The sequence below is a fragment of the Pedobacter boryungensis genome (genome assembly GCF_013204825.1).
Lineage (GTDB): Bacteria > Bacteroidota > Bacteroidia > Sphingobacteriales > Sphingobacteriaceae > Pedobacter > Pedobacter boryungensis.
Genome location: NZ_JABMKV010000005.1, coordinates 1 through 25,734, shown reverse-complemented (window position 1 = coordinate 25,734; position 25,734 = coordinate 1). Strand labels below are relative to the sequence as shown.

At 32.2% G+C, this 25,734-nt stretch carries 18 protein-coding genes and 1 tRNA gene; 7 read left to right on the top strand and 12 right to left on the bottom strand.

The window, feature by feature from the left end:
• The first annotated feature begins 71 nt into the window (after positions 1-71).
• The 3 genes from HQN85_RS15205 to recA all read left to right on the top strand — a co-directional run bounded on the left by HQN85_RS15205 (position 72) and on the right by recA (position 2,163).
• Entirely contained in the window at positions 72-263 is a 192-nt protein-coding gene (locus HQN85_RS15205) for a hypothetical protein (RefSeq protein WP_173273819.1), read from the top strand.
• Positions 264-357: 94 nt separating this feature from the next.
• Positions 358-1,002, top strand: a complete 645-nt coding sequence (nth, locus tag HQN85_RS15200; protein WP_173273852.1) for an endonuclease III — start codon at positions 358-360, stop codon at positions 1,000-1,002.
• Between the two features lie 147 nt (positions 1,003-1,149).
• Positions 1,150-2,163: a recombinase RecA gene (gene recA, locus HQN85_RS15195; RefSeq protein ID WP_173273850.1), complete on the top strand. Its 1,014-nt coding sequence runs from the start codon at positions 1,150-1,152 to the stop codon at positions 2,161-2,163.
• Positions 2,164-2,221: 58 nt separating this feature from the next.
• On the opposite strand, the gene HQN85_RS15190 is transcribed toward recA, so the two are convergent.
• Positions 2,222-2,437, bottom strand: a complete 216-nt coding sequence (locus tag HQN85_RS15190; protein ID WP_173273848.1) for a hypothetical protein — start codon at positions 2,435-2,437, stop codon at positions 2,222-2,224.
• 10 nt (positions 2,438-2,447) lie between these two features.
• On the bottom strand, positions 2,448-3,449 hold the full coding sequence (gene tsaD / locus HQN85_RS15185; protein WP_173273846.1) for a tRNA (adenosine(37)-N6)-threonylcarbamoyltransferase complex transferase subunit TsaD: 1,002 nt from the start codon (positions 3,447-3,449) through the stop codon (positions 2,448-2,450).
• Positions 3,450-3,526: 77 nt separating this feature from the next.
• Here tsaD and HQN85_RS15180 point away from each other — a divergent pair, with 77 nt between their 5' ends.
• Entirely contained in the window at positions 3,527-7,933 is a 4,407-nt protein-coding gene (locus tag HQN85_RS15180) for a translocation/assembly module TamB domain-containing protein (RefSeq protein WP_246249850.1), read from the top strand.
• A gap of 36 nt (positions 7,934-7,969) precedes the next feature.
• Here the strand turns inward: HQN85_RS15180 and HQN85_RS15175 are convergent, their stop codons facing one another.
• The 3 genes from HQN85_RS15175 to HQN85_RS15165 all read right to left on the bottom strand — a co-directional run bounded on the left by HQN85_RS15175 (position 7,970) and on the right by HQN85_RS15165 (position 11,176).
• Positions 7,970-9,181 carry a bifunctional 3,4-dihydroxy-2-butanone-4-phosphate synthase/GTP cyclohydrolase II gene (locus HQN85_RS15175; RefSeq protein ID WP_173273844.1) on the bottom strand — a complete coding sequence of 404 codons (1,212 nt, stop codon included), beginning with the start codon at positions 9,179-9,181 and terminating at the stop codon, positions 7,970-7,972.
• Between the two features lie 141 nt (positions 9,182-9,322).
• Complete coding sequence (locus tag HQN85_RS15170; protein ID WP_173273842.1) at positions 9,323-10,765, bottom strand: LptF/LptG family permease; 1,443 nt, start codon at positions 10,763-10,765, stop codon at positions 9,323-9,325.
• Between the two features lie 30 nt (positions 10,766-10,795).
• A complete protein-coding gene (locus tag HQN85_RS15165) occupies positions 10,796-11,176 on the bottom strand; it encodes an START-like domain-containing protein (protein ID WP_173273840.1) in 381 nt (126 codons plus the stop codon).
• Positions 11,177-11,302: 126 nt separating this feature from the next.
• Here HQN85_RS15165 and HQN85_RS15160 point away from each other — a divergent pair.
• From HQN85_RS15160 to HQN85_RS15150, 3 genes are all read left to right on the top strand, one after another.
• Positions 11,303-11,376: transfer RNA gene (locus HQN85_RS15160), tRNA-Met, on the top strand.
• A gap of 651 nt (positions 11,377-12,027) precedes the next feature.
• On the top strand, positions 12,028-12,312 hold the full coding sequence (locus HQN85_RS15155) for a hypothetical protein (RefSeq protein ID WP_173273838.1): 285 nt from the start codon (positions 12,028-12,030) through the stop codon (positions 12,310-12,312).
• A gap of 32 nt (positions 12,313-12,344) precedes the next feature.
• Complete coding sequence (locus HQN85_RS15150; protein ID WP_173273835.1) at positions 12,345-12,908, top strand: CPBP family intramembrane glutamic endopeptidase; 564 nt, start codon at positions 12,345-12,347, stop codon at positions 12,906-12,908.
• 168 nt (positions 12,909-13,076) lie between these two features.
• Here HQN85_RS15150 and HQN85_RS15145 read toward each other — a convergent pair whose 3' ends face one another.
• From HQN85_RS15145 to HQN85_RS15115, 7 genes are all read right to left on the bottom strand, one after another.
• Positions 13,077-14,615, bottom strand: a complete 1,539-nt coding sequence (locus tag HQN85_RS15145; protein ID WP_173273833.1) for a SusD/RagB family nutrient-binding outer membrane lipoprotein — start codon at positions 14,613-14,615, stop codon at positions 13,077-13,079.
• Positions 14,616-14,637: 22 nt separating this feature from the next.
• Positions 14,638-17,787, bottom strand: a complete 3,150-nt coding sequence (locus HQN85_RS15140) for a SusC/RagA family TonB-linked outer membrane protein (protein ID WP_173273831.1) — start codon at positions 17,785-17,787, stop codon at positions 14,638-14,640.
• A gap of 374 nt (positions 17,788-18,161) precedes the next feature.
• Positions 18,162-19,037 (bottom strand): AraC family transcriptional regulator, encoded by an 876-nt coding sequence (locus tag HQN85_RS15135; RefSeq protein WP_173273829.1) that lies wholly within the window; start codon positions 19,035-19,037, stop codon positions 18,162-18,164.
• 1 nt (position 19,038) lies between these two features.
• On the bottom strand, positions 19,039-19,395 hold the full coding sequence (locus HQN85_RS15130; protein WP_173273827.1) for a VOC family protein: 357 nt from the start codon (positions 19,393-19,395) through the stop codon (positions 19,039-19,041).
• A 279-nt stretch (positions 19,396-19,674) separates the two neighbouring features.
• Positions 19,675-22,509, bottom strand: a complete 2,835-nt coding sequence (locus HQN85_RS15125) for a TonB-dependent receptor (RefSeq protein ID WP_246249848.1) — start codon at positions 22,507-22,509, stop codon at positions 19,675-19,677.
• 86 nt (positions 22,510-22,595) lie between these two features.
• Positions 22,596-23,444: a hypothetical protein gene (locus tag HQN85_RS15120; protein ID WP_173273823.1), complete on the bottom strand. Its 849-nt coding sequence runs from the start codon at positions 23,442-23,444 to the stop codon at positions 22,596-22,598.
• Positions 23,445-23,695: 251 nt separating this feature from the next.
• Positions 23,696-25,456, bottom strand: coding sequence for a S8 family peptidase (locus HQN85_RS15115; protein ID WP_246249846.1), 1,761 nt, complete (start codon positions 25,454-25,456; stop codon positions 23,696-23,698).
• Positions 25,457-25,734 lie beyond the last annotated feature (278 nt).

The window sequence follows — 25,734 nt, the reverse complement described above, 5'->3', positions numbered from 1 at the left end:
TATAAAATAATATGTATGCAATTGCGTTTAGATTTAAAAACTAAATTATATTTCTAAATGTTTAATTGCGTATGACAAAAACCTCTACTTCAACAAATTTTGTAAATTCTCTTAACACCCAACTTGTGGAAAAGGTTGCCGATGAAACTGATCAACAAGATGAACTGTTTTACAACAGCATCAAATCTAAACTGAATGAGCTAGTTAAAAATCCATCTGATGAAGTCATCAATAGGATTTTAGCTTACAGTAAAAAGAAGTAATTTACAAAAAGCAAAGCCCGCCAGCACTGAGTTAGCGGGCTTTTTTATTAGCATTTGTTTATTGGCAATTTGTAGCCTATACTTATATTTGTTCATGCTTAAAAAAGAACGGTATCAGCTTTTTGTGTCTCACTTTTCTACTAAACAACCTAACGCTGAAACAGAATTACATTACAATAATCCATATCAACTATTGGTTGCCGTTATTTTATCAGCTCAATGCACCGATAAAAGGATAAATCAGGTTACCCCTACCCTTTTTCAGCGTTTCCCAAATGCAAAAGCTCTTGCAGAAACTACACCAGATTTAGTTTTCGATTACATTAGAAGTGTAAGTTATCCAAATAATAAAGCTAAACATTTAGTGGGGATGGCTAATATGTTGGTTAATGAATTTAATAATGAAGTACCATCAGATATTGATCAACTACAAAAAATGCCCGGTGTTGGTCGGAAAACTGCAAATGTTATCGCTTCTGTAATTTACGATGCGCCAGCAATGGCGGTAGATACACATGTGTTTAGAGTTGCTAATAGAATTGGGTTAACGAATGGGAAAACCCCATTAGCAGTTGAAAAAGATTTAGTAAAACATTTACCAGAGCATACTATTGCAATGGCACATCATTGGTTAATTTTACATGGACGCTATGTGTGCGTAGCAAGAAGTCCGAAATGCAGCATTTGCGAAATAGCCCATTTCTGCAAATATTTCGAAAAGACCTTCAAAACTAAATAAATTAGCCATGTTGATAAATTTATTAAAATATTTTAAATATTATTTGCATAAATCAAATTTAAATTAATATGTTTGCTAAAGTTATTAGCATTACAAATGTTAGATTATTAGCCGATACATATATTTATTTACTTAGAGAATTACGAAATGAACCCAAACGCAGAAAAATTAAAAGCACTACAATTAACTTTAGATAAATTAGAAAAATCATACGGTAAAGGTTCCGTTATGAAACTAGGTGATGCTGCTGTCGAAGCAATCGATTCGATTTCTACAGGCTCTATTAGTTTAGACATTGCCTTAGGCATTGGTGGCGTTCCAAAAGGTCGTGTAATAGAGATTTATGGACCAGAATCATCAGGTAAAACCACTTTAGCCACACATATTATTGCAGAAGCACAGAAAAAAGGAGGCATTGCAGCATTTATTGATGCAGAGCATGCATTTGATAAAGGTTACGCTAAAAAATTAGGGGTAGATGTAGATAATCTTTTGATTTCGCAACCAGATAATGGTGAACAAGCATTAGAAATTGCTGATAATTTAATCCGTTCTGGTGCAATTGATGTAATCGTAATTGACTCGGTTGCAGCCTTAGTACCAAAAGCAGAGATTGAAGGTGAAATGGGCGATAGCAGAATGGGTTTACAAGCTCGTTTAATGAGCCAGGCTTTACGTAAATTAACTGGAACAATTGCTAAAACTGGATGTTGCTGTATCTTCATCAATCAATTACGTGAAAAAATTGGCGTAATGTTCGGTAACCCGGAAACTACAACTGGTGGTAACGCTTTAAAATTCTATGCATCAGTACGTTTAGATATCCGTAGAACTTCACAAATTAAAGATTCTGATGAGGTTTCTGGAAATAGAGTTAAAGTGAAAATCGTTAAAAATAAAGTGGCGCCTCCTTTCCGTATAGCTGAATTTGACATTATGTTTGGCGAAGGTATTTCTAAAACAGGAGAAATTATCGACTTAGGTGTAGATTTCAATATTATTAAAAAAGCTGGATCTTGGTTCTCTTATGGAGAAACTAAACTAGGTCAGGGAAGAGATGCAGTTAAGCAATTATTACTAGATAATCCAGAGTTATCTGATGAGATTGAAGCAAAAATAAGAGTTGAGGTAACAGGCGAAAAGTTAGAAGAGAAACTATAAGCTCAAAAACTAAATCATCATAATAAAAAAGGAGAATTGAAAAATTCTCCTTTTTTATTTATTTAAAGCTTGATGATTTTGGAACAACTTGCGTATTATTTTCCATAAAATCTTTATCTAACCTTAAAATGGTATAAATAGCAATAATTACCCCTACCACTAAAAAGAATAAACCCAGATAATTTCTTCTTTTATCTTGCTTAATTGCCCAGATTAAAAAAATGATTAATGGAATTAGTAATAAACCAAAAAAGATATAACTCGTTGTTCCCATATTTTAATTATTAAAAATTCATTCTCGCCATTGGCGAAACATCCTGTTTTACAAAATCGCCAGCTAAAAATTTCTGGTAACCAGCAATAGCAATCATTCCCGCATTATCCGTACAATATTGAAAAGCCGGAATGTATACGTTCCAGCCTAAACTATCTTTCAATTGGGATAACGAATTCCTTAATCCAGAATTTGCTGAAACCCCACCGGCAATTGCAATTTCTTTAATATTATATTGTTTAGCAGACTTTTTCAATTTGTTCAATAATATATTTATAATGCTATATTGAACAGAAGCACAAATGTCTGCTAAATTTTCTTCAACAAATAAAGGGTTCTCTTTTTGACTGTCTCTTATAAAATACAAAATTGCAGTTTTAAATCCACTAAAGCTATAATTAAGTCCTTGTATTTGTGGTTCAGGAAATTTAAATGCTAAAGGATTTCCTTGCTGAGCATGTTTATCAATTAATGGTCCTCCTGGATAAGGCAAGTTTAAAATTTTGGCTGTTTTGTCAAATGCTTCACCTGCTGCATCATCTAACGTTTCACCTACAATTTCCATGTCAAAATAATCTTTTACCAATACTATTTGTGTATGGCCACCAGAAACGGTTAAACATAAAAAAGGAAATTTCGGTTTCGGATCATCTATAAAATGAGCCAATATATGCGCTTGCATATGGTTTACAGAAATTAAAGGTAAATTTAGTGCTAAGGCAAATGATTTAGCAAATGATACACCCACCAATAAAGACCCTAATAGACCCGGACCTTGTGTAAAAGCAACTCCGTTTAAGTCATTTTTGTTAACTTTAGCAATTGACAACGCTTGTTGAACAGCAGGTACTATATTTTGTTGATGAACTCTTGATGCTAATTCTGGTATTACCCCTCCATAATTTTCATGAATTGTTTGGTTTGCAATAACATTGGCAGTAATTTTGCCGTTGTTACAAACGGCAACTGATGTTTCATCACAAGAAGATTCAATGGCAAGTATTATAGACACGTTTATTATTATTAAGCTACAAAATTATTAAAAAACTATTAAAAATACTGCTTTGGGTTGTTGCATCAATAATATTATTGCTTGCTATTGTCATATTTTCTCTTCAGTTTAAACCTGTACAAACATTTGTTGCAAAAAAAGCTGCTGCTTATCTTTCTAAAGAGCTCAAGACTACAGTTTCTATCGGCGGATTATACGTAAAACCTTTTAAATCTGTCGTATTAGAAAACTTGGTTGTCCTAGATAGACAAAAAGATACATTAGCTAATTTTCCGAAGTTTTTAGTAGATCTAAACAAATTATCCTTAAAAGAAAGAATTTTAGACGTAAACACAGTCCAGATAAATAATGGATCATTCTTTTTAAAAGATCATCAAGATGGGTCATCAAACCTTGATTTTATAATAGACTACTTTGATAGCCCTGCTCCAAAAAACAGACCTAAGAGAAAGAAATTTCAATTTCTATTCGATAGAATTATATTAAATAATGTTGCTTTTAAGTATAAAAACCTAAAGAAAGACACATTGATTAAGGGAATTAATTTTGATGACATTAGCTTGAGTAAACTAAATGGCATTTTTGAAAAACTTAATACAAAAGAGCATGTCATTCAAGCTAACATCAAAAACTTAACTTTTAGGGAAAAAAGCGGTTTCTATCTTAAAAATTTAACGGCACTTACCTCTATTGATACGAATGCAATAGAACTTAAAAATCTAATGCTGGTTACCAATCAAACGCGGCTAAGTAATTATTTCCAAATGAAGTTTGGCAGGTTTAGAGACTTTAACGATTACGTAAATAAAGTGCGTATGAAAGCTAACTTTAAAGATAGCCATATTTCCTCTAACGACATTTCGTATTTTACTCCGGCTTTAAAAAAGATGAAATTAGACATCGATATTGATGGACAAATTTCAGGGTATGTAAATGACCTTCGAGCAAAAAAACTATCATTAAAAGCAGGAAAAGCCACTTATATTAAAGGAGATTTCACACTAAAGGGTTTGCCAGATTGGGAACAAACTTTTATGGATATGAAGATTGAAATGGCCGGCACTAACAAAAAGGATTTAGAAGGAATTTTGACAGACATTACAGGAAAACAAATGAAATCTATTCCAGTAATCGTGAATAAATTTGGCAATATTAACTTCAACGGATCATTTACAGGTTTTCAGAATGATTTCATCGCCTATGGCGAATTTAAAACAAAGCTAGGGAGATTTAAATCTGATGTTAACATGAAGATAGATAAGAACGATGTTCCTTCTTATTCTGGAAATGTTAAAACTTTTGATTTTAATTTGGGTGAGTTGCTAAATGAAAAAAGTTTAGGAAAAATTACCTCTGCACTATATGTAAAAGGTAAGGGAATAGAAATAAAAGGACTAACAGAACAATTAAAAGGTGAAGTAACATATATCGATTTCAATGGTTATCGGTATAGAAACGTAACTATTAATGGCACATTCGATAAAAAATATTTTGATGGAAATCTTAAAATAAATGATAAAAATGTTCAATTAGTCTTCGATGGTGGCGTAAACCTAAATCCTAAATTACCTGTTTTCAATTTTAATGCATCTATAAAAAATGCTCGACTTAAAACGTTAAAATTATATAAAGATTCACTTAAAGTAGATGCTACATTTAGCACTAACTTTTCAGGCAATAATTTAGATAACATTCAAGGAAATCTATTAATCCAGCAAATAAGATTAAATAATAAAAAAGGTATTTACAATATTGATTCTGTTCAATTAAGTGCAAATGGCATTGGAATAGATAGAAGCTTAACAATTAAATCTGATATTTTAGATGCTAGTATAAAAGGTCAATATGATCTAAATACAATTGTTTCTTACTATAAAGCAATTGCTAAAACCTATGTGCCATCTATAAAAACAGACATTATAAAATACAATACGCAAATTTTCAATTTTAACTTAAAGATTAAACGATTTGAACCAATTGCCGAACTTTTAGTGCCAGGTTTACAAATTGAAGATCAGGCTTTGCTTATCGGATCTTTTGATTCGAGAAATAATATAGCAACGTTAAATGGAAGTATAAAAACCTTAATTTATAAAGGAATTAAAGCGAGCAATATTATTATCGACGAAAACACTACTTCAAAACAATTACAAGCGATTATCACCTCGGACAGGGTTGACCTGAACGATAGTCTATATATCAAAAACGTGAACATTTCTAATGTTCTGCGAAATGATAGCCTTTCTCTAAACGTAAAACTATCTAATGCCGACGATGCCAATCAATTGGATTTAAACGGATTGATTGAATTTGCTGGAGATACCACAGCTAAAATCAGTGTTTTACCATCCAATTTAAAAATCAACAATGAAGATTGGATGATACAAGAAAAAGTTAGAATCAGTTTCAACAATGGCAAAACTGAGATTAATAATTTCTCCTTAAGTAAGGATAAACAACTATTAAAAGTAGACGGGATTGTGTCGAATGATCCAAAAGATTTACTAGTTGTGGGTTTTGAAAATTTCAGTCTTAAAACATTAAATCCATTTGTAAAAACCTTGGGCTTGAAGATGGCAGGTCACATCAATGGTAAAACAAAGCTATACAACATTCTTAACTCACCTCGAATTTCGGATAGCATACAAATCGATTCTCTTAATTTTAACGACACGTATATTGGTAAGTTAACCGATACTTCTTCTTACAACAGAAGTATTAACCTTGCCAACATCTATACTCAAATTATAACAGATGATAAAGAGACTTTTAAATTAACTGGAAATTTAGACTTAAAAGAAAAACAGATCGATCTCAATATTAAGCTAGACGAGAGTAAATTAACAGTTCTAGAGCCTTTTGTTAAGAAACTAGTTTCCAATTTAAAAGGAAATATTTCTGCAGATTTAACAGTAAAAGGTTCTTTTAATAAACCCGCAATAAATGGAGATGTATCATTTGATAAAGGCGAGGTAACTGTTAACTATCTTAAAACTGCCTATACTTTAAATGACAAAGTTGAAGTAAATAATAGTGTAATTGCCATAAATGATTTGGTATTACAAGATGTAGATGGTAATGAAGCTATAGCAAATGGCACTGTTGATTTAAATAATATTGACAATCCAAATATACAGGTAGATTTAGTTGCTACTAATTTCATGGCACTAAATACCACATCAAAAGATAATTCTGTTTATTATGGAAAGGCTTATGCTACAGGCAATTTCTCGTTCAAAGGTCCAACCAATAAAATGTTTATCGATATTGACGCAAAAACAGAAAAAGGAACAGTATTTAATTTACCATTAAATAGCTCTGAAACAGTTTCTGAAAAGGATTTTATCACCTTTGTAAGTAAAGATACTACCCAAGTTATTCAGAGAAAAACAAGTTTCGATGGTTTAACCATGAACTTTAAACTTAAAGTTGACCCGAATAGTACCGCGAATATCTATACCATATTGGGTAAATTAAGTGGAAAAGGTAATGCAGAGTTAGAACTAAATATCAATAGCATAGGCGATTTCGAAATGAAAGGCGACTATATTATAGAAACTGGAACCTTTGATTTTACTGCACAGGAAGTAATTAACAAACGTTTGGATATTCGCCAAGGTGGTACCATACGCTGGACAGGAAATCCAAGTAATGCTCAAATTAACTTAAAAGCAATATATGCTTTACGGGCTAGTTTGAGTGATTTGTATACTGCAGCTAATCGAGATGCAAGTAGCAATGCAAGCGAACGAGTACAAACTGAAGTTGAGATGGGTTTATCAGGACTTCTATTGAAACCAGATATTAAACTAGACATCTTCTTCCCTACAAATCCGGCAGTTAAAGATGAATTACAAGCTTATTTTAATGATGGAGACAATTTGAATACACAAGCATTAAGCTTAATTATTCAACGTCGTTTTGCACCTGGAACTGGTAAAGCAAATATAGGTCAGCAATTAAGTTCGGTAGGAACAAGTACTGCTACAGAATTGATTTTTAATCAATTTAATAACCTACTTTCTTCACTGAATTTAAATTTTGTTGATATCAACGTTCAATCATTTAATGAAGCAAGTGCCTCGTTTAAATTTTTTAATGATAGAATTATAGTAAACGCTGGAATTGTAGACAACACAAAAAGCTCTACTGATTATTCAATTGGTCTTTTCAAAGACAATGTTGGTAAAGAGGTAGAAATTCTAGGTTTAATTAAAAAAGATGGAACATTAGTGGGTAAATTAGCTAACAAACCACCAACACAACAAAGCATATTCGCTAATCCAGGTGTAGATCCAAATGCTAACGTTACTTCTTTAGGATTAATTTATAGTCAACAATTTGATTCATTTAAAGAATTTCTACAAAAAATAAGCGGTAAATATCGTAGAGATCAGAAGAAAAAAGAAGCGCAGAAAGCAAAAGAGAAGCTTGATAAAGAAGCGATTATGAACGAAAGCAAAAAAAATCCAAAGCGAAAATAAGCTTTGGATTTTTATTTATATGCCCCATCTATTTGCCTAACCTTTCATAATGTGGTGACCCATTTTATCACGTTTAGTTTTTAAATAGGTCTCATTATGTTTATTACTCTCAATCTCAATTGGTATATTCTCTACAATTTCTAAACCGTAACCAATTAACCCTGCTCGTTTTGTTGGATTATTAGATAACAATTTCATTTTACTTACACCTTGTGCCCTTAATATTTGTGCACCAACACCATAATCGCGTTCATCGCCCTTAAAGCCCAACTCTATATTAGCTTCAACGGTATCAAAACCAGCATCCTGCAAATTATAAGATCGCAATTTATTAATCAAGCCAATTCCTCTTCCCTCTTGGTTCATATACACAACAATTCCTTTCCCTTCTTTTTCAATCATCTGAAAAGCAGCATGCAATTGAGGTCCGCAATCACAACGACAAGAACCAAAAATATCACCGGTAACACATGAACTGTGAATTCTAGCAAGAATAGGTTCATCAGCCGCCCACTCTCCTTTGCTAATAGCTAAGTGCGTAGCATTATTACTAAGCTGAGTATAAGCAGTCATTTTAAAATCTCCCCATTGAGTTGGTAGATTTACGGTAACTTCTTCTTTAATTAAGCTTTCTGCTGCAAGGCGATAAGCAATAAGGTCTTTAATTGAAATGATTTTAAGCTCATGCTGAGCAGCGATATGTACTAAATCAGGCAAACGAGCCATAGTACCATCTTCATTCATGATCTCCACCAAAACTCCTGCTGGTTCAAAACCTGCAAGCCTAGCGATATCTATAGTAGCTTCTGTATGACCGGTTCTTCTCAACACCCCTTCTCTTCTTGCCTTTAAAGGAAAAATATGACCTGGTCGACCTAAATCTTCTGGTTTAGTATCTGGATTGATTAACGCTTGCACAGTTTTAGCTCTATCGTGTGTAGAGATACCTGTAGTACATCCATGCCCAATTAAATCAACCGATACGGTGAATGGTGTTTGATGTAAAACTGTATTATTTTGCACCATTAAGTCTAATTTCAAATCGTTACAAAGATCTTCAATTAATGGAGCACAGATTAATCCTCTTCCATACTTAGACATAAAATTAATTACTTCTGGTGTTACATTTCTGGCCGCCGTGATAAAGTCCCCTTCATTTTCACGATCCTCATCATCCACCACTATAATTATTTTACCAGCTTTGATATCCTCAAGAGCTTCGTCTATTGTATTTAATTTTATTTTCATTTTATATGTATCAATAACCTATTTAGGGCAATTATTCCCTTATAGTTTCACTTTGCAAAGTTACAACCTTTGTTAGCAATAATTTCGCATAAAATATCATCAATAAGTAAAGGAATACGAACTAGAAAAAATGTTCTTAATCTAATTTTTATGGCTTTTACGCTTAAAAAGGTTGGCAAGAAGCTGCTTATAGTAGTCGATGTCAAATAAAGCAGAATCTACAGTTGCTTTATAAGTTAAAAATATACCTAAAGGAGTTAAAATTAATATAGCCGTCCACATGCCAAAAATAGGATCTAATGAACCTTCCTTTGCAGATTTCTCTGCTACTGTAGAAATAATGTGATAGATTAAGAAAAACACAACCGCAATCACAACAGGCAAACCTAGTCCACCTTTTCTTATGATTGCCCCTAAGGGTGCGCCTATAAAAAACAAAAGTAAGCATGAAACAGCTAAGGTATATTTCCTTTGATATTCAATACGTGCTTTTATAATTTCCTTTTCACGAAGACTATGTTCTAAAATACGATTGCTCACAACCTGCTTAATAGTTTCAGCCTGTTCAAGTCCATTTTGCAAAGCTTGTAACCGTTGATTTTTTGGAATAACATTCAATATAGAACCTGTGATAATAGTTGCCGGTGCTTTCATCTTACTATATCCCTTTTGGTAATTATTTTGTTTAAAATAACTCCCTGCATTAACTTTTGTGCTTTTATTTACACTGTCTAATGATTTACTTAAAGAATCTTCTCGATGAGAAAGTTCTTTCAAATTAAGCATCGGTGCATTGTTTTTGAAACTTTCTTCCTGAGTACGACTTAAACCTTTAAAACTAGAAAAATCAAATTTCACTTCAGTTTGCTTAAAACGCATTCTGTTAAAAGCCTGACGAGGATTATACGAGGAACTTCCGCTCCCGTTAGTTTCTTCATACCTAACGCCATCAACTAATTTTAGCACTAAGTATTTACCATCACTGGTTTTGGCCATTCTTCCTTTTTGTGCCATAATAATTTTTGGAATTCCATTACCTCCTGTGTGGTCATAAATCATAATACCGTATAAGGAGTCTACTGCTCCTTCGCCTTTACGTTCAACTCTCATAGCATAATTAGGTATGCTATTATTAAAAACTCCTGGTTTAATTAAAAAGGAAAGCTTTTTATTACGCATATCCCAAAGCAAAGAGCCATATTTTAAATTGGCTTTAGGAAGCATATAATCAGAAAATAAAAACGATGCAATCGAAAGACCAATGATTAATACAAATAATGGCCGCATTGCCTTTTGTAAAGATACTCCAGCAGATTTAATAGCTACAAGTTCGTAGTTTTCACCCAAGCTACCAAACGTCATGATAGAAGAAAGCAAAATAGAAAGTGGTAATGCCATTGCTACGTTTGAAGCGGAAGCATACATCATTACTTCTGCAATGGTATACCATTCAAACCCTTTTCCTATTAAGTCATCTACATACTTAAACAGGAAAAACATTAATAGAATAAACATCACCACAAAAAAAGTGACAATGAATGGTCTAATGAATGCCTTTATGAGTAATAAATGTATCTTTTTCAATATGCAAAGATAGGCAAAGCCGACGAAAATTTAGGCACCAATTACACTAAGCAGGTAAGTGATTTGATTGTCCCAAATTTGTGTTCTCTCTGCACGAGTCTCATCAGTAGCAAAATCTGTAATAGATAAAGCCACGTCATTAGTTAACTCATCTTGTACAATTTCCATTTCGAAATAGCAATGAGGATCATCGTCAAGCCATTTAAATTTCACTAATTTATTTTCCTTTATGCTAAGGAGTTTTGCTTTCTGCACCTCATCATCCCAAGTAAAAGTGTAAACCTGATCTCTAAAAATCACATCATCAGCAAACCATTGCGATAAGCCATTTGGTTCACTAATAAAACTGAATAATATACGGGGAGATGATCTCAACTCATATTCTAATGTAAATTTTTTCTTTTCTGACATCCTTAAACACCTCTGTTCTAAAAATAATGGACTATTTTTTATTATTTGTTTCTAAAGAAAAGTAATTTATTCTATATTTGCAACTCTTTAAAAAATAGTATTCAACATTTGCTATTATTTTAATTTGGCGGGGTAGCTCAGTTGGTTAGAGCGCAGGATTCATAACCCTGAGGTCACGAGTTCAACTCTCGTTCCCGCTACAAATTACAAAACCGCTAATAATCAGTTATTAGCGGTTTTTGAGTTAAAAAGAATGTATTGTTCCTGCTCATAATTTCTAAAAATTCACTAAAACAATTAAATAGGTTGGTACGCAAAGGATTTAATAGCGTAATTTTATTAAATTAATATAAAAACAGTACAAACAGGGCATAATAGGTCAAAGAATTTAGATTTTGGTATATCTCTCGATTAGAAATATCAAATTCCTTTAAATCAAAAGACTTTTCCTTCAACGCAAAGCCTCCCGACTTAAATGCGAAGTAATTTTCCTACAAGAAGAAATCAAAACATGCAGAAGAAAAAAACCAAAGAATAAAATATATGCATTTGATTTTAGTGGTTTAAATTTTTATCTACAATTCCATTTGCTCACTTAATTAGCTAAGATTTCGTAGTGTGGTTTCATCCTAAAAGAGTATATCTAACATTCTTTTTAACAATAACTTAGACAAAAAGAATAGTAAAAGCTTTTTAAAGCGTCGAATTCAATAGATAGATATTAAAGTGCTTGATTTAAGCTAATTCCTAAGCTTTATAATTAATTTTTATTAGGAATAATTGAAATCAAGGAATGAATTTGAATTTTAAAAGCAGAATTAAATGACAATATCACCTTTAAGGACTAGCAAATGAATCATAAATCAGCTCTTAAAAAAATAGAAGAAACTGTTTTAACCTTTCAAACTTGGCATATGCCATGGAAATTCGAATCTTATATTTCTCATCATTTAGAAAATGATGCATTAACACTTTTTAAAAATATATGGAAAGTTGCCGCCGATTATAAAAATTGGAGCAAGTATGATTTGTGTTTAGGAGAAGAGATTACTTTGAATTTATTAAAAGAACGTTTTGATTTAACTGAAATTGCTTGTAAGCAAATTATAAAAGCCGTTGTATACGAATGGCGATAATAGAATGTAATATTTCCTAATTAAATAATATAATGGATACTGAATTAAAAAGCGCTCTAATTAGAGTGTTACCCTTTATTGGAATTATTGCTTTGATGTTTATACTTAAAAAAAGAGGGAAAGTGCAATCTGAAGATTTTCTTCTTCAAAAACCTACAAAAATCAGCACAGCAATTTTTATTGTTTTAGGTTTCATAATGTTTGCTGTGATCACGGAATATCTTCTTTTTGGCAGTGGATTAGTTAATATCAATCCATGGAGACACGAACTTCTAATTTCTATTATTAGAATTACGGGCGCAGTAATATTAGCACCCATTGCTGAAGAACTTGTATTTAGAGGTATTCTTTTAAGCAAGCTGAACAAAAAACTAAATATTCATGTGGCTATATTTGTACAAGCTATTAGCTTTGTACTTTCACATAGCTTTACTTATGAGAATACTTTAGAATCTAATGTAGGCATTTGTCAGGTTTTTGTTGATGCTTGTTTATATGGCTATGCTAGATATTATACTAAATCTATTTACACCCCAATGGCAATGCATATAGGAAGTAATTTAATGGCAACTTTAGAAAGATTTTTACTGGTATAGAAATCATACATAATTCCATTAATTTGTTTTTATATTAATTACAAATGCACAATATATATGTTATAAAACAATAAACTTCCAGCCCGTGGCTATGAAAATCTAAATCATATTTTTAATAAAAAGCCTGAAATCTTAACAGATTTCAGGCTTTTTAATTATTGAGCACTTTTACTTCTCCCAGAAAATTTTATCTGTAAATATATTAATTACAGGCACATTAGGTCCATTTGTTGACATTTCATTCTGTGGATAAGGCATACGCAATGGTAATTTACCACCACTAGAATTATTTAACCCAATAGGAATATTAGTTGGGAAGCCAGTACGACGATATTCAGCCCAAGCTTCGTTACCATTAAATCCATTATTGGCAATCCACTTCTGAGTAATAATGGCTTCAAATTGACTTCCTGCTGTAGTAGCAGCTACCCAGTTAACTAATGGTTGAGTTGAGCTTGTATAATAGGTATTTGCTGCAGCTGCTGTAGAACCTAATAGTTTAAATGATTCTTCAATACCTGTTTGATAAGCTGTTTGGGCTGCAGCAGCACCGCCAGGAAGATATCCCTTTAAATAAGCTTCTGCTTGCAAAAAGAACCCTTCTGCAGCTGTTAATAAATAAGCTGACTTAGAAAAACCACTATTCGCACTTGAGGGTAAGACACCAGCACCGACTGCAGAATAATTGTCTTTTTTTGTTGTAGGTGTTGCGGTTGTTCCTGGATATACACCAACATAAGTTGCTAAAGGATCTACTGGTTTTACAGCTGCCCTGTACAACAAACTAATCCTAGGATCTGCATTTGCTAATAAAAAATCTACTGCATACTTATTAGCTCTAGTTGCCTGATAGTTAGAAGTTTCAGCACCAGCCACATTAAACCCTATTTGACCATATAATGGATTATATTTACCTGCTTGATTAATATAGCCCGGATTAACTCCTGCATTCTCTCCTGCATTTAAAAAGGACTGACCTGCTAAACTTGCAAAACCTGCTGCTACTTTAGTAGCGCGAGAAGGAATTAGGGATTGCCTTAATAAAACACGTAATTTTAAAGTATTAGCAAATCTTAACCATTTAGCCATTGCAGTGGTAACATTTGATCCTCCAAACATAATATCACTTGATGCTGATGGATTATCTGCTCCTGCTGCAGTATTTATACTTGCAATACCAGCATCAATCATCGCCAAAATTCCATCATAAACATCTTCAGCCTTATCATATTTAGGTGTGGTTCCTGCGGCACCTTTTAAAGCATCAGAAAATGGAATATCACCCCAAGTATCCACAAGTAATTGAAAATTATATGCCTGCATAATTTTAGAAATTGCAATAGCATTTTTCTTTCCTGTTGTAATTGCTTGATTTTCTACATATTTATAATCATTTAAACCACCTGCGTATATAGAAGTCCAAACAGCATCATATGTATTGGGGGTTAATTGATATGTTTCTTGGGGTTGATAAAATAAGAAATCAGGAGATTGACCCCAATTTCCTGTCAACAAGTTTCCAAGTACATTTAAATTATTATTCACAGCCGCTCCTGTATTAGTTAGAGCAGCAGGTAGAACAAGTTCTGGAGTTGTTGTTGTAGGGATATTGGGATTGCTGTTGATATCCAAAAAATTCTTTTCACAACCTGTTACCGCAAACATAAGCGATAACATGGCTATTCCTTTTATATATTTAATCTTCATATTATTAAATTATTTATTAATACTAAAATGTAGCATTTAATGTTAAACCAAATGTTTTTGTAGAGGGAATTGAAGTAAACTCTCTCCCTTGTGAATTATTTGTGCCAAAAATATTAGCTTCAGGGTCGATGTAAACATTAGATTTTGGAGTCCAAAGTAAAATGTTAGCCGCTGATACTGCCAAACTTACTTTACCAAATGGTGTTTTATTTAACAATTTAGCTGGTAATTGATAACTAAAAGATGCATCTCTTAATTTTAGAAAAGCAGCATCAACTATACTAGATTCTGCAAAACTATTAAAATTACCGTACCAAAAATCAAAATTACCACTACGGGTTTTTACTGTTGTATTAGGCGTAAAAACTCCTGGTGAAGTTTCAATTACTGAGTTTGGATACACAAAAGCTTCACGACCATATTTAGTTGTTTCTAAAGAAGATCCTGTAAAGGTTAGAGTATTTTTAGTTCCTGAATAAATCACATTACCAGTTCTGTAATCAAATGTTGTAGATAACGAGAATGATTTATAAGAAAATGTATTATTAAATCCTAAAATATGCTTTGGATTTACTTGGCCTAAATTTTTTAATTTAGGATCTAATTTAATATAGCCAGAGACAGCATCAACTACAATTCTTCCCTGTGGATCACGTAAATAAGCTGTACCTAATAAAGATATTGGCTGACCTACAATAGCAGTAGGAACTGGATCTCCAGTACCGAGTGATAATTGTTTCGAATCTTGATATAAAGATTTTACTACATTAACGTTGTGTGTATAGCTCACAGTGAAGTTCCAAGAAAAACCATCACGGTTTCTAAACGGATTTCCTTTTAAAGCAACCTCAATCCCTTTATTTGTAACTACTCCTGCATTAACTGTTGCAGCAGTAAATCCAGAAGCAGCTGGAATACCAATATTTATAATTTGTCCATCTGTACTAGTGCTATAGTACGTAAAATCTATTCCGACTTTATCCTTTAAGAATGATAATTCAGTTCCTATTTCATAAGAAGTGGTAAACTCTGGTTTAAGTGTAGGATTAGGTGTGGTATTTGACAATGTAAATGCGGCTAAGGAACCAAATGGAAAGCCAGCAGCAGCACCAAATGTAGGCACTAAACTATAAGCGTTAGCATCAGAACCAACTTTAGCAAAACTTGCTCTTAACTTAGCATAAGAAAGAATTTTATTATTTTTAAGTGCTGAAAAAGCCTCAGTTGGAATAAAACTTATACTTGTAGATGGATAAAAATATGAGTTGTTATCTTTAGGAAGAGTTGATGAAATATCATTCCTTAAAGTTCCATTTAAAAATAGGTATTCTTTGTAGCCAACAGTCAAATCACCTGCCCATCCAATTAAGCGTTTTTTATTGATGGTTTCTGAACCGCCCAACTCACCAACACGATTAGAAAGATTAAAAAAGCCTGGAGTGGATATTGCACTTGCAGAAGCCGTTAAATTACGTGTATCCGTTTGACGAATGTTATTTAACAAAATTAAAGTTGCATTAAAATCCTTAGAAAGATCTTTTTTGAAAGTTAATAATAAATCTGAATTCATAATTCTGTTAGAAAATGCATCTTCTATGATCGCTCCTGGAGTTGCAGTTGGCCGTTGACCAGTTCCGAAAACAGTTTTTTCAAAAGTTTGTTTTCTTCTCGTAGAAGTATAGTCTGTTCCTAAACGCCAAGTTACATTAAGCCAATTTGTTGGAGCATAGCCCATTTGCAAGCTCCCTAAAAACCTGTCCAAATTATCTGAAAATCTATTATTAGCTATTGCATAATAAGGATTTGGCTGGTACCCATTAAAAAACCCTTGAGTGGTAGCAAACTCATAATTTTTCCAATCTTTAAAATTTGCGAGATTTATTTGACGACTTACATTTAAAACATCACTAATTACACTATTATTTCCGGTACCTACAAATGATGTGTTTGTTAGGTTTTTATTATAACTAACATTTGCATTTACATTAAAATTGTTAGCTAATTTAGTTGAACCAGAAAACTTAAAAGTATTTCTTCTAAACTTGTCTTCTGGAACAACTCCTTTAACTTGATTATCAGAAAGTGACGCGTAAAATGATCCTTTTTCATTACCACCTTGAAATGAAATTGAATTTTGGATATTAGTACCTGTATTGAAAAAGTTTTTAGCATTGTCAGAAACTGCACTATAAGGAATCATTAATGTATGTCCATTTGCCAAAGTTGGTCCAGATTGAACCATTTTACCATCAAACTTAGGCCCCCAATTAGTATTCTCAATCTCATCATAAATTGCTGGATTTCCAGTACCATTTTCGTAACCTGAACCGAACTCATTTTGTAGTTCTGGAAGTTTTTGCACTTTATCCATTTGAAAAGTAGAAACCACATTAATTTCTAACTTTTTGTTACGCATTGCAGCATCCTTACCTGTCTTTGTTGTGATTACAATAGCACCATTAACCCCTTGAGAGCCATATAATGCAGCTGCATTAGCTCCCTTAAGTATAGTAACCGATTCAATATCATCAGGATTAATATCACCTATGCGATTACCAACATCTACTTGATTAGCCGAAGTTGATGAAGGTTGTGAAGCAGAATTATCAATTGGCATACCGTCAATCACAAATAATGGCTGTCCTTCCCCTTGTAGAGATCTAGTACCACGCATTGTAATACGTGTAGCAGTATTTACACCTCCACTTGAGCGCCCAATTTGCACACCAGGTGTTTTACCCGTAAGACCATTGATTAAATTGGTTTGTTTACCGTTAGTTAAATCTTCGTTTTTTATAATAACTGCGGAGTAACCTAAAGAAGCTTTATTCTTTTCTATTCCAACCGCCGTAACCACAACCACATCTAAGCTCTTAGAATCTCCAACTAATACAACATCAATTGTACGTGACGTACCAATAGTTTTGGTTTGAGAAACATAACCAATAAATGAAAATTCTAAAGCAGTAGATCCATTAGGTACATTAATAACGTAACCACCTTCTGAATCTGATACTGCAAATTTTTGTGTGTTTTGCACTTTAACATTTGCTCCAGGAATTGGAGCACCCTCCGAATCGGTAATTTTACCTTTAATGGTTATTTGCTGAGCTAAAGCCACATTAAATAACCAACAAGACATTACCATTAACAATAGTAATTTTTGTTTCATAGCTTAGATTTTAGTTTTTAAAGACAGATGAATTTCTGTCCATTTAGCAAATTAGGCAGAAAGCAAAATGTAAAATGTTCGTAGAACACCATTTACTAAATAATCTATTTCAAGGAGTTAAAATTTCGATTGGGTTAATAATATATGTTTATTTAAAAACCATTTATAATGGAATCCTATAAACAAAAAAGCAGTAAACCCCAATCCTGGAAGCTTACTGCTATTAAATAACTAACTAACATTGAATCCGTGATATAACCTGTACTAAAAATTATGCGAATTCAATAATCAAAGGTAAGTGGCTTTATTTATCTAAAATATTTCCAGAACACCATTCTCAATATTCTATTTAAGGAAAAATTATACTAATGCTTTTATGCTGATGATTTTTGTTGTAAAAGCTTTTTGAATTTTAAAGGAGTATGATTGAATGATGCTTTAAACAAGCTAATAAACGAACTTACTGATTCAAAACCTACAAGCATCACAATTTCATTTATTGAATATTTTCCAGTCCTTAATAAGGCTTGTGATCTACTAAGGCGAACCTGTGTTAAATATTCATACGTAGACAATCCATATGCAAGCTTAAAAGTTCGCATTAAATGTGTTGTCGATAAACAGGACGCAACAGCCACATCTTCAATTTTAAATTTTCTATTATAATTATTGCTGATATATTCCTTTGCTAATATTAGCCTATTAAATATCTCACTTTTTGTAGTACTTCTAACAAAATTTAGATTATCAAATTTCTGCTGAACTTCTTGGTAGTAAAGTCTATAATAGTTAATTAATAAATGCGAAAGGTATTCATTAACCAATTGCTCACTACATTCACTTCTTATAAGTTGATTTTTTAAATTAATTATAGTGAACCACATATCACCTTTAAGAGGATAAATTGTTTGGATGGGTAGCTGATTTTGCTGTTTTTTATAAGTGTTTAGAGAATTTGAATTCATATGACTTGATCTCAAAAAATCTTCTACAAAATTTTGGGTTAACGAAATTGAAAGAGTTTTAATTTGTTCATTCAAATCTACTCTACTTATACATTTAGTACCTGGAGCTAACAATACAAAACTATCTGGATAAAGCCTAATTTCACGATTGCCAATTAAAAAATCTTGATAACCATTAAATATGATTTTAAAGCTATAGTTTTCTTCACTAATATCTATTTCACCCTTATATGTTGTATGACTTACAATTAGATTTTTATTAATTAATTCTTTATAAACTCTCATTTCAATTAAGTTTATAATTGCGTTCTTCTAGCAATCGATAACTATTCCCATATAAATCTAAAAATTCAGCCATTAAACCTAAACTTGTATAATCAGGCGTTGTAACGAAATAGACGCCTCTACTTTTTAACGTATAGAAATCTTGGATGCAATCTTTAGTTAACAACAAAACTTGCTGATTTTCAATGTGATCAATACATTCCTGCAATTCAATTTTATGATTACTATTAGTAACCAATATAGTTTTTTGAAGATCGTTTACATTTTCTAACTCAAGGTCTAATATACTCTTAAGAAATATTACCGCTTCCTCAACATCCTTAACCTTAAGACATGTATATTCTAATTCTAATTTCATAAATGATATGATCAATAACTTATCACATCCAAAATTAGAGCAACACAAAGTTCCATCCAATCATCTTTTAGGCTGATAGGATTAATATATATTAAAACTTAAAATAGAGAAAAGATTGCACCATAGCTCCTAAAAGGTACATATTCGAATATAACAAGACAAATAATAGAAAAATATACCCTCTAAAAGACTATTGTATTAAGTTATATATACAGGAATAAGAGAAGATTGGAAATTATTTAAAACAGCACTATTAAATCTTTTCAAGAAATTTAGATTTTAATTAAAACTTCCATCTCCTCTTCTCATCATTTGCCTTCCATTACGAGGTTTAATCCCACTCCATTTTTGTAAACGTACACTGAAACGAAGCATAAAGTATCTGCTAAGTGAGTTTGATTTTGTATCTATAATACCACCATTATCTAAAATATTTCTATTCACAAAATTGTTTTGATTTAAGATATCAAATACTTGAAGAGTAAATTTCGCTTTACGTTTCCAGAATTCCTTTTCTAAATATCCATTAATTACTAAAGGATTATTTGTGATATTTGCATTTATTCCGCTCACATAGTTTTTACTGGCGCTATATCCGAAAATTAAGCTTTGCCACATGTAAATTTTTCCATCAATATTAAATGCCAGTGTATTTGTTTTACTATCAATTGAACTAGCCAAAGTATTATTCGACTTTGTATAATCATACGAAACAAAAGGATTAACCTCTAACCATTCAGTTGGATTAATTCTTGGCCCAAAGCGTTCATTAAATCGCCAAGTTGTCGTAATATTTTCCTTGTTATCACTCATTGAAACACCATGATTATAGCTTGCATTACCATTTAATGTAAGATTGTATTTACGGTTATCAAGTTGTTTACTAATAGAATAATTTCCATTTATACGATACACACCATTAATATTTACATAACGAGTTTCATTTTTCTTACTATTATAGGCATCAATAATTTGCACTACATTTCTTACCACAGAATTTTCTATAAATGTAGCATTGGCATTTACCGAATAATTTAACTTAGAATTAGCGATGTAGTTATTATAATTAGTGTTGATAGAGTGATTAAATGTTACTTTAAGATTTGGATTACCAACTATAGGATTTTGTGGATTTGACACATCTCTAACAGGTTGGATCTGATCAAAAGTAGGTTCAGAAGCATTCCCAGAATAATTGATTTGGATACTATGTTGTCTAGACCACAAATATTGGAAACGGGCAATAGGAATTAGGTTAAAGCTGGTTCTATGAGTTGATGTCCCTAAACTTGCTTTAGTACCACTAAGCACTCCCGGAACTGCAGTTAAACCTAATGAAAACCTAATTTTAGAAGCATTTGAAACACCATAACGGTAATTTAAAGCCAAGCGTGTTTGTGTAAAAGAGTAATCATATATATTACTTAATGAGTCTACGATTTGCTTATCTCCATTTGCAAAAATATTACTCGTTATAGCGGTGTTATCGTAACCATTGTAATTAATTTGCCCATTAAACTCCAATTGTGTATTTGCAGTTAATGGTTCAGCAAAAGTCAAACTTCCTCTATAATTTTTTGTTAAATTATCCCTATCAACCATTCGGTGTACCAATGAATCTTTAAGCACAACATCAGATAATCCATCATAATAAAGTATACGTGAATTGCGCTCCTGCTCTGCTTCTTGATCATTATTGTTTAAACTAACTTGTAGAGATATATTTCTTCTTGGCTTTTTAAAGATATGCTGATAAAAAACTGTAACTCCGTAATTAGGCCTTGTATTTGCGCTTGTATTTTTACCAGTCTGATCTTGGCGAAATGACTGGTTTGTTGATGTTGGATTTGTTGCAATAAACTTTTGAGTATTGAACGATTGGCTACCTGAAACTGTAGATGAATAATTAAATGTTGGACTAACTCTTAAAAAATTTGCACTATCCAAATCGGCTTCTAATTCAAAACTCAAATTGTGTGATTTTGTATTGTTATCATTTGATCCATCATTTGTTGAGAACGTTTTGCCCAATAAACTTGGAATTTGAGAGATGCTACTATTCAGCGAATTGACATCACTAAAATTATACCTATAATTAGTATTAATTTTAACTTTTTTACTTAACTGGTCACGATAAGAAAAAGCAGTATTCCCATTATTTGTAGTTCCTCCACTTCCATCTGATGAGTTTCCACCACCACCATTACCGCCTCTTCCACCACCTCCGTTATTACCACCATTACCACCACCGTTGTTTCCGCTATTTGCTACTCCGTTTACAGTATTATTAATTCTAGCATTAACACCTATTGTTTGGTTTGCATTTAATCTTGTTGCAAATACAGAACCTTCATATCTTTCATTATTCCCAGCACCAGCAGCGATATTAGCTGTATTACCAACAGATTTATCAGCACGTGTAACGATATTTAAAATTTTTTCCGGATCACCATCTTTAATTCCTGTTCTAGCTGCCTGATCTCCATAATCATCTACCACCTGAATTTTTTCTACAATTTCTGCTGGTAAATTCTGAATAGCCGTAGATACATCTCCTCCTAAATACGTTTTACCATTAATTTTAGCTTTTGTTACAGCAGTTCCTTGATGTACAAGTGTACCATCTGTACCAACCTCCATGCCTTCCATCTTTTTCAATAATTCATCAACCGTAGCATTTTCTCTTACAATATAATCGCTCGCTTTATATTCTACAGTATCAGTTTTATAAGTAATAGAAGGCGTTCCATTAATTACAACCGCATTTAAAGTATTGGATTGAGGTTTTAAAATAATCGGATCCATAACAATCCTAGGTATTGCATCATTTTGCTTGTATTTACCAACCAAAGGACTATAACCTAACATATTTATAGTTAAAGTGTAAGTAGCTGATTTTACATTTTTAAATACAAAAATCCCATCAGGATTAGTGCTTATTACCAATGTATCTTTATCAGAAGTTAAACGTACAGTGGCGCTTGGCAATCCAACATCTGTGGTATCTTTAACTATTCCGCTAATTTCACGAATTAATACTGGAGGTGGTGGTGTATTTGTTTTTTTAGGTGTTTGAGCATATGAATTAGTGCTACAAATTGTTAAAAAAATCAAAAGAGTTAATCTTAAAAATAGAATAACAAAGGAACGGCATTGATAAAAATGAGCCATAATAGATGGTTAAGAGCTTATAAATTAGATTATTTTGCAAGACTGTATTTACCCCAAAAATCGGTAGCACTCATCAAATCTTGCCCGCTACTTCCATTATTCCCACCTCCAAAACCACCACCTCTTCCACCAAATCCCCCACCATTGCCGCCAAAACTACCTCCACCGTTACCACCTAAATTTGTATTAGTAAATCCATTGACCTTTATTTGATAAGCAAATTCTTTATTATCATTAACAGATAAACCAAGTAGATTTAAAGGAATAGCGAATTCACAATTATACATCCCTTTTTGATCAAATGATGCCACTGCTTTAATTCCATATTCGTTGTAAATTGAGATCAATGAATCTGTTATGGCATTAAACCCTGATATTTTTATTTCTTTTACAGTTGCTAATTGACTTTTATGCAAAACCAATGCAATGGAATCGCGTTGTTGCGTACTTTGTTGCAACCTATTTTGAAAGCCACCTTGGCCACCAACTTGTCTATTTTGTCCTTGCCCACCTCTTCCACCTTGTACTCTATTTGCACGAACAATTAAAGGATATGTTATAGTTATTGCATCCTTTTCTTTTTTCTTTCCCTCTTTATTTATAAGAAATGTTATTCCGCCAATCATAATTTTATTACTAGCTGCTACAGTAGATGCCTTAACAGCTAAGTACAAATTCTTATCATCATTAGCTATGCTATAAAATAATTCTGTTCTTTTATTTTCAGCTGCAAAAGAATTATTCCATTCTGATGTTTTTCCATCTATTTTAATAATAGCTGGAGCATTCATATTCGACATTTGCACATCAGGCATTTTTTGTGCAAAACAACTGAAAGTTAAAAATCCAATTGATAAACTTAAATAGACTTTTTTCATATTCACTAATGGATTTAGTTTGAGTGTTATGGAATAGACTTTAAAATAGAACGATGGCTTAATGTCAAATTCTAACCTTTCTTTATAACAACATGAATAAAATTATAAAAAGCTGATCTTCCTCTCGTAAAGGGCCTTTTTACAAAATTCGTTTTAAATAAATCACTAAATTGTTACCAATTATACCTAAAATGATATAAACAAAAAACCCCTGATTATTTAATCAAGGGTTTAATTAGACTTTTTTATAGCTATTTTGAAAGTTGATAAGAAGCTGCCAATTTTAACGCATTGTATGCATTAACAATACCTCCACTTACGCAAATCTCCGAAAATGGAACTCTAATGTTTTCATCTCTTTCATTTTTATATTTAATCTTATGATCAACTTTTGTGACAGATTTAATAATAATATCTCTCAACTGCGTTGGATTTAGTTCTGGATAATAGCTCAAAACTAAAGCTGCAAGGCCTGAAACCACCGGAGCTGCCATACTTGTACCATCATATTCTTCATATTTTGATCCAGGTACAGTAGAGTTAATCATAAAACCTGGTGCAAATACATCAACATTATTTTTACCATAATTAGAAAAAGATGCTTTTAAATTATCATCATCTTTATAAGAACTAGCACCTACTTCAATCCAATTATTTGCGTGCGGTAAATTAAATTTCGCAGAATCTAATGGTTTTGGTTTCAAAAATGGGTCTTGTCTCCTACTCATCTGTCCATTCATAATCCCATCTGATTTCGGTGGTATAAACTTCGAAATATCGGTTTTTTGATTAGCATTAGCATAGGCTATAGCTTCCGGACTATCATAATATTTATTAGGGTAGTTATCTTCAATGTCGTTATTTTTATTGTTATTACCCGCTGCATGCACTAGTAATACGCCTTTAGATTCTGCATATTTTACTGCTTCATCTACAGCTTTCTTATCCCACTTATAACTTTTACCAAAGCTCATGTTTATTACTCTTGCACCATTATCAACAGCATAACGAATTCCATTTGCTACATCCTTATCCCGTTCATCACCCTCGGGTACAACCCTAATCGTCATAATACTTACATTATTTGCGACACCCAAAATCCCAAGCCCATTACTTCTATTGGCACCGATAATTCCAGAAACATGAGTTCCATGATCAGCCTTTGGTCCTATAACATCTGCGTTTCCATAAATACGTTGTTCGGAATTTGAATAATCATCACCCACTAATTCAGCACGTTGGTCATAATTCACATTTAAGTTATATTTTAACATAACTTCTAATTCTTCATATCCCTTCTTAATAGCAGTATAAAATTTCTCAATACTTCCTTCATCCTTACTGCCTTTCCTAATTATTTTCTTTACATATTCTTCTGTCTCATCATCGGCTTTATACTTTTCTATATCTTCTAAGGACGGTATATCTTTTTTATTAATCAATGCCACAGAATCCATAACCTTTTTAATTAGAATATATATAGGAAAAGTTGAACTTGCATCTTCATATTTCTTTCCAAAATCTGCTTGTACTCTTTTGTAAAGTGCATATTCCTTCTTTTCTATACTATCTAACACAGTTGTCATAATGGTAGACCTGTATTTAGGTTCAAATTTTCTTTTAATACGTACTAATTCCAAATTATCGTATGCAAGATTACCTTTCTTTGAGCCTAAAAAATTCCAGCCGTGGATATCATCTATATAACCATTACCATCATCATCAATTCCATTACCTGGAATTTCTTTTGTATTCGTCCATAAAACATCTTTTAAATCTTCATGGTTAATATCCGTACCACCATCTATTACTGCAACTATAATTTTCTGCTTAGGTTTTTTATCTTTTAGTAATTCACTATATGCTTTATCAGTGCTTATACCAAAATATCCATTAGATACTAAGTCAAGATTAAACCAATTTGGTGGAAGTATAACATTTTTATCTTGAGCAAAAACGCCAGCACTTATCGAGATAAAAAATACAAAAAATAAACTAATCTTCAATTTCATGGCCATAATGCTTTTTTAAGATTAACGTAATTTACAATAATACAGTTTTAAAATTTTTATGATTGTTACTTGATAGATTTTAACAAAAATTTAACAAAAACATAGCTATTTGAATTACATCGATTGATAGCCAAGGAAGTGTGAGTAAGAGTTATTTATTATTGGATTTTAATAAAACAAGAAAGCCCTGCAGCGTTAGCTACAGGGCTTCTTTAGGATCTGGCACCGACCTACTCTCCCACATGTTACTGCAGTACCATCGGCTCTGGCGGGCTTAA

Bases quoted from the DNA above. Each gene is read 5' to 3' on its own strand.
- HQN85_RS15205 (WP_173273819.1), top strand. From the start codon at position 72: ATGACAAAAACCTCTACTTCAACAAATTTTGTAAATTCTCTTAACACC.
- nth (WP_173273852.1), top strand. From the start codon at position 358: ATGCTTAAAAAAGAACGGTATCAGCTTTTTGTGTCTCACTTTTCTACT.
- recA (WP_173273850.1), top strand. From the start codon at position 1,150: ATGAACCCAAACGCAGAAAAATTAAAAGCACTACAATTAACTTTAGAT.
- HQN85_RS15190 (WP_173273848.1), bottom strand. From the start codon at position 2,437: ATGGGAACAACGAGTTATATCTTTTTTGGTTTATTACTAATTCCATTA.
- HQN85_RS15175 (WP_173273844.1), bottom strand. From the start codon at position 9,181: ATGAAAATAAAATTAAATACAATAGACGAAGCTCTTGAGGATATCAAA.
- HQN85_RS15165 (WP_173273840.1), bottom strand. From the start codon at position 11,176: ATGTCAGAAAAGAAAAAATTTACATTAGAATATGAGTTGAGATCATCT.
- HQN85_RS15155 (WP_173273838.1), top strand. From the start codon at position 12,028: ATGAATCATAAATCAGCTCTTAAAAAAATAGAAGAAACTGTTTTAACC.
- HQN85_RS15150 (WP_173273835.1), top strand. From the start codon at position 12,345: ATGGATACTGAATTAAAAAGCGCTCTAATTAGAGTGTTACCCTTTATT.
- HQN85_RS15145 (WP_173273833.1), bottom strand. From the start codon at position 14,615: ATGAAGATTAAATATATAAAAGGAATAGCCATGTTATCGCTTATGTTT.
- HQN85_RS15140 (WP_173273831.1), bottom strand. From the start codon at position 17,787: ATGAAACAAAAATTACTATTGTTAATGGTAATGTCTTGTTGGTTATTT.
- HQN85_RS15135 (WP_173273829.1), bottom strand. From the start codon at position 19,037: ATGAGAGTTTATAAAGAATTAATTAATAAAAATCTAATTGTAAGTCAT.
- HQN85_RS15130 (WP_173273827.1), bottom strand. From the start codon at position 19,395: ATGAAATTAGAATTAGAATATACATGTCTTAAGGTTAAGGATGTTGAG.
- HQN85_RS15120 (WP_173273823.1), bottom strand. From the start codon at position 23,444: ATGAAAAAAGTCTATTTAAGTTTATCAATTGGATTTTTAACTTTCAGT.
- HQN85_RS15115 (WP_246249846.1), bottom strand. From the start codon at position 25,456: ATGAAATTGAAGATTAGTTTATTTTTTGTATTTTTTATCTCGATAAGT.